The organism is Acetomicrobium mobile, from assembly GCF_937920065.1.
On record NZ_CALETC010000192.1, the window covers coordinates 1 to 4,767 of the forward strand.

6 protein-coding genes are annotated in these 4,767 nt (G+C 40.8%); all 6 read left to right on the forward strand.

Going from position 1 to position 4,767, the window contains the following annotated elements; genetic code table 11:
• Positions 1–112: 112 nt before the first annotated feature.
• Positions 113–1,006: a ubiquitin gene (locus tag Q7P41_RS07510; RefSeq protein WP_369693149.1), complete on the forward strand. Its 894-nt coding sequence runs from the start codon at positions 113–115 to the stop codon at positions 1,004–1,006.
• A 5-nt stretch (positions 1,007–1,011) separates the two neighbouring features.
• Complete coding sequence (locus Q7P41_RS07515; RefSeq protein ID WP_303883217.1) at positions 1,012–1,776, forward strand: sigma-70 family RNA polymerase sigma factor; 765 nt, start codon at positions 1,012–1,014, stop codon at positions 1,774–1,776.
• A 20-nt stretch (positions 1,777–1,796) separates the two neighbouring features.
• Positions 1,797–3,389, forward strand: coding sequence for a DUF342 domain-containing protein (locus Q7P41_RS07520; protein WP_303883218.1), 1,593 nt, complete (start codon positions 1,797–1,799; stop codon positions 3,387–3,389).
• A gap of 14 nt (positions 3,390–3,403) precedes the next feature.
• Entirely contained in the window at positions 3,404–3,718 is a 315-nt protein-coding gene (locus tag Q7P41_RS07525) for a hypothetical protein (protein ID WP_303883219.1), read from the forward strand.
• A complete protein-coding gene (locus Q7P41_RS07530) occupies positions 3,711–4,286 on the forward strand; it encodes a hypothetical protein (RefSeq protein ID WP_303883220.1) in 576 nt (191 codons plus the stop codon). Before Q7P41_RS07525 ends, Q7P41_RS07530 begins: the two co-directional genes overlap by 8 nt.
• Position 4,287: 1 nt before the next feature.
• Positions 4,288–4,767 (forward strand): hypothetical protein (locus tag Q7P41_RS07535; RefSeq protein WP_303883221.1); only part of this gene is annotated, 480 nt, incomplete at its 3' end.

Sequence of the window (4,767 nt, forward strand, 5' to 3'; positions counted from 1 at the left end):
ATCGAGCGAGGATAAAACTGCGATTGACCATGGTTTAATCCAGCTTCTTTCTAATCAAACAGGCGCCTCAGTTGAGGAGATTAAATCCGTACTTGAACATAGCGAGGGCGATTTGCAAAAACTCATAAATAATATAAGGGAAATTGCCCCCTCTTATATAGCGATTAAGGGTAAATTTCAGCCAAGAAAAAAAGATGATTTAAACGGCATCTTTTGTCTTGTTGCCAAGGGTATGACAGGAGAAATTGTAGCCTTTAAGGCATGGGTTGGTTCAAAGGATTTGCCCGCGGGTTTTGATGTGAAAGCTGCTTGGGAATCGGTATATTCGTATATCACAACTCTTGAGACCCCTCATGATAATCAAAGTCAAAGGCGGTTTGAAAAAATATTAGGCGATTATTTTACCAATACTACTTTAAACAAACTTTTTTCTTCGAAACTAAATTTAGCAGAAGCGCAAAAATCACTTTATCTGGCCATAATGGGCATTTTTAGATCCGATTTGACTGTAGAAATTGACGTGGAAAAATTCAATGAAATAAGGTACAAGCTATCACCTCTTGCAGGAAAAGACGAAGAAGAAATACCTAAAGAAGAATTTGAAGAAGAGGCTCAGAGGAAAGCCATCCAAAACGTGACATTAACATGCATTCCGAAATTAGATGTTATTAAAGGTAAGCCAGTTGCTGATTTAAAAGAAGGAGACATGGTTGAGGCATCGATTGCCTCCTCCAGTCCATTGGGAAAGTTCATTAACGGACTGTTTGCAGGGAGCAAATTAACACCTACTTTTAAAGTAAAATCGGTGCAAAGATTGCCGAGCGGAGATTGTTTAGTGCGTCTTTTTATTTCAGACGGTATGGAGGGCGTGTTTAAAAGCTCAGGCGAGATAAAGGTAAGTATTTCTCCAACGAAGTCAGATCAACAAAAGAGGGACTCGTATCTTATTATGATATTAATCTCAGTTATCATCGTATTAATGTTATTTTTTACACTTAGGAGGTAGAAATATTGACTAAAAGGCCGACGAAGGATGTTATGAACGAAATTTGGCGAAAGTATGTTTCTACCCATTCTGATGAATTAAAAGAAGAAATAGTTAGAATCTATCTTCCTCTGGTTCGCTATGTTGTAGGCAGGATGTCGGTGGTAATTCCGACAGGCCTGAGTCAAGATGACCTTCTAAGCTTTGGCGTGATGGGATTGTTAGACGCTATCGATAGGTATGATCCTTATCGAGGCGTTTCCTTTAATACGTTTGCCTTTCCGCGAATCCGGGGAGCAATTCTCGATGAGCTTAGGCGGTACGATTGGTTTTCCAGGAGTGCTAGGGAAAAAATCCAACGCTTAGAGAAAGCTATAAATGAGTTAAACAAACAGGGTATTAAAGTTGACGATGAGGAATTAATGATAAAACTGGAAATGGACGAAAAGGAATTAAAGGAAATTTATGAGCTGATGAGCCGCAGCTACGTCGTTTCCCTTGACGAAGTAATTTTTTTAGAGGACGGAGAAGTTGAAAGAGGGTCTCTGGTTTCCGATAATGCGCCAACGCCAGAAGAGTTTACGGAAAGTAATGAAGAGCGCGAGAGACTAAAGGGAGCCTTGGAGAAATTGCCAGAAAAGGAAAAATTAGTGTTGTCATTATACTATTATGAAGGGCTAACCTTTAAAGAGATAGGCGAGGTAATTGGTGTCACTGAATCTAGAATATCGCAGATACACGGAAAAGCCCTAAGCGTGCTAAGAGGACTGTTGAAGAAAGAATATAATTGAAGTTCGTGAGGTGAAAAGCGGTGAACTCGCGCCCTTTTTCAGTGTATGCGCGCGAAGATGGCGTGTATATCGAGGTAAAGCCAGGGAAAGACGTGAGCAAGGTAGAGATAATAGGCTACCTTAAACGCCAAGGTATTGAAGTTGAAGGGAATTTAATTGACGAGATTATAGATCAACGAAGAGGTGAAATCGTAAAGATTTCTGATGAAGTGCCATCTGGCACAGGCGAAGCTACTATCGAAGTTGACATTTCGGAAGATGGTATTGAGGCTTTAATCCATATAATTCCTCCCCTAGATGAGACGAATTGGCCTTCTCCCAAGGATCTCGAGGACGAGCTAAAGAAGGCGGGCGTAACCTTTGGCATTAAGAGAGATCTTTTAGAGAAGGCGTGCGCAGAAAAAATTGGACACCAATGGATGATTGTTGCTGAGGGAATAAAACCAATTGATGGCGAGGATGCCCATGTAGATCTTAAGGTAGATCTGGAAAGATTAAAGCCTAAGGTTGATGATCCCAGTGCTGCAAGAGTGGATTTGCGTGAGCTTGGTGCAGTTATTAATGTCTTTAAGGGACAAGTTCTTGCCGAAAAAATACCTCCAAAACAGGGACGAGATGGCATAAACGTCTTAGGCAAACCTATTAAAGCAAAGCAGGCAAGGGATAAAAATTTGCCAAAGGGCAATAACACTGAAATATCAGAGGATGGCTTGAAGCTCATCGCTGCGATAGATGGGAATCTGGTAGTAAGAGATGGGAAATTACATGTAATGCCCGTTTATGAAGTGGATGGCGACGTAGATTATAGCGTGGGTAATGTGAATTTCATCGGGAGTGTCCTTATCAAAGGGTCGGTGCGTGATGGTTTTACCGTAATTGCTGGTTCGGACATCCAGGTTGGGGGGGTTGTAGAAGCCGCGAACTTGCGAGCAAGCGGAAGGATACTGATTCGCGGCGGGATAAGAGGGATGGGCAGAGCCCATATTGAGGCAGAATCTGACATAATAGCTTTATTTATAGATCAATCTTATGTTAAAAGCAATAACAATGTAATAGTAGAAAGATCCATAATGCATAGCACCGTGATGGCTACCGAAAAGATAACAGTTATGGGCGGCAGGAGGGGAGTCATCGTTGGAGGGAGTTGTTCGGCTGGCTTCGAGATCTCTTGTGTTACCTTGGGCAGCGAAATGGGAACGAAAACCGAAGTCCAAGTCGGGATTATTCCATCCCTTCAGCAGGAACTAAAAATAATATTGCAAAATCTTGAGGATTTGGAGGAAAAGCTCAATAGCATTGAAAACAACCTTGCCTATATCAAAAGATTAGAGGCACAAGGAATGATTGATCAATCCAAAAGAGCATTGATGCTACAATTATCGAAGGCAAAATTACGACTACAGTCCAGTGTGGAATTTTATGATGCACAAAGACAAAAGCTGGAGGGAGAGATTCTTAGAGTAAATGAGGCGTGTAGGGTAAAGGTAAAGGGTGCATGTTATCCTGGTGTTATCATAAATATGAGAGGTATTACTTACATAGTTAGAGATAGAATGGAGTACGTCACCTTCTACTTTGATAAGGGAGAGATAAAATTTACATCCTATTCGTAATGTGGTGATAGGTCATGCTGCGACCGATTCAGTGGCAAATAGTTATGTTAAAAGCTGGGCAAGAGGAGCAACTGTCCAAAGATGCTGCTTCCTCTGCAGCTCAATTTGCCATGAGGCAAGAGGCACTTGAGGAAACTGAGCGAGCACAAGCACAAGTAAAGCGAAAGGAAAAATCTTCTGGCGCAAGTAAATTAGCTGTAAACGATCGGAAGCGCTCCAGTGATGGAGACAATCATAATAGTCAAAAGAAATCGAAAAGACGGCCGACGAGAGCTGACGATATGACTGAGTTCAAGGGAGATTGCGAAGGATTGGATGTTTATGCCTAAAGCTAGTGCAGTTTCGAAAAAAGATTTTTTTATAGGTTATTTATACATCTCGCCCTTTAGCAATGAAGGTATATATACAGGTGCTGTTATGATCACTGACTTCAGGGGGATACCAGTAGATTTTAACTATGTAGAGCCAATAAAACCGACCAGGCTGGAGAGAGTCTTGTATGGGAATGCTCTCGAAGCCTATCTTAGAGAAGAGTTAATTTTACAAAATTTAGTTAAATCAGTTGCAAAAAAGCCCGAAGTTTTAATCTGTCAAGACCCGACCTTGGTTGTGCCAACTCGTTCGCTTGTTAAATATCCTGTCATAGCAATTGAGCAATATTCGGGATTGCCTTTAGAAACCGTGGGTACCTACGAACGATTATTTGACGGGGAATGTTTTATCTATCAGGTTGAGGAAGTAGGCCCTCCAATTAAAGTATGCTTTGGATTTTCTCCCCAACAGGCTGAAGTTGAAGCCCTCTTGCACATATTAAAAGAAGCCGCTGGATATATGGACTTACTAGAGCCATTTCAGCGGATAGCGAAAGCGTTGGACGTCATTATAGAAGAATGTTAAGATGAAAAAATTAACGATGAAAAGTCAAACGTTACATGACAGTTTTATAGAGCGCCTGGCACGCGTATTATTGGGAAAAATCAAGGTTCGCTCTTTTTCGTTAGTCGATATACTCATCAAGGTTAGAAACGTACATCGCAATGTCATGGTTAAATTCTTCACACTCGACTTTGATGTGATTTGTAAAAGTTGTGATTTTTCAGACCGTGCCTTTTTGAGGGTTCAAGATGCATCATTATGTTTCGATAAGTTCAAGTTAAAAAGGCTTACGTTGCGTTGCATCAACGTAAAACCAAAAAAGGTAAAACTTCGTGGCATCGTTTCCGTTAATTCTGACATTTCTTTATGCAATGCTTTCCCTCAAGAAAGGGTAAATAAAATAGCTTACATTCGAAGTATGGATTTTTTTGAGAAAGGGACTATTCCCATCGCCATGTTTTGCCCTATAATAAAAAACAAAGCTCTAAAGTTGATTTTAAAT

Bases quoted from the DNA above. Each gene is read 5' to 3' on its own strand.
- Q7P41_RS07525 (WP_303883219.1), top strand. From the start codon at position 3,404: ATGCTGCGACCGATTCAGTGGCAAATAGTTATGTTAAAAGCTGGGCAA.
- Q7P41_RS07530 (WP_303883220.1), top strand. From the start codon at position 3,711: ATGCCTAAAGCTAGTGCAGTTTCGAAAAAAGATTTTTTTATAGGTTAT.